At 35.5% G+C, this 392-nt stretch carries 1 protein-coding gene; it reads right to left on the bottom strand.

Going from position 1 to position 392, the window contains the following annotated elements:
* Positions 1-392 (bottom strand): deoxyribonuclease IV (locus CCE82_RS12710; RefSeq protein WP_119184427.1); only part of this gene is annotated, 392 nt, incomplete at both ends.

Here is a 392-nt window from a genome sequence, read left to right on the forward strand (position 1 = left end):
ATCCAGCATCATGCGTATGACATGTATCAAAACATACTGATAAACGTTCGTTATTATGAACTCCATCAATAATACGTGCTAACTCTTCAAATGAGCGACCAATCTCTGTACCTTTACCTGCCATCGTTTCAAGCGCAATACGTACATTATTGTCATTCGTTAAAACTTCATTTAATCCTTCAATAATCTTATTAATTCCGGCATCAACACCAGCTCCAACATGCGCACCTGGATGTAATACAATATCTTTAGCCCCTATAGCTTGCGTTCTTTCAATTTCTTGTTGCAAGAAATCTACACCAAGATTAAACGTTTCTGGTTTGGTTGTATTTGCAATATTAATGATGTATGGTGCATGAACAACAATATTAGATAAACCATATTTTTCCATC

This window comes from Staphylococcus cornubiensis (assembly GCF_900183575.1).
GTDB lineage: Bacteria > Bacillota > Bacilli > Staphylococcales > Staphylococcaceae > Staphylococcus > Staphylococcus cornubiensis.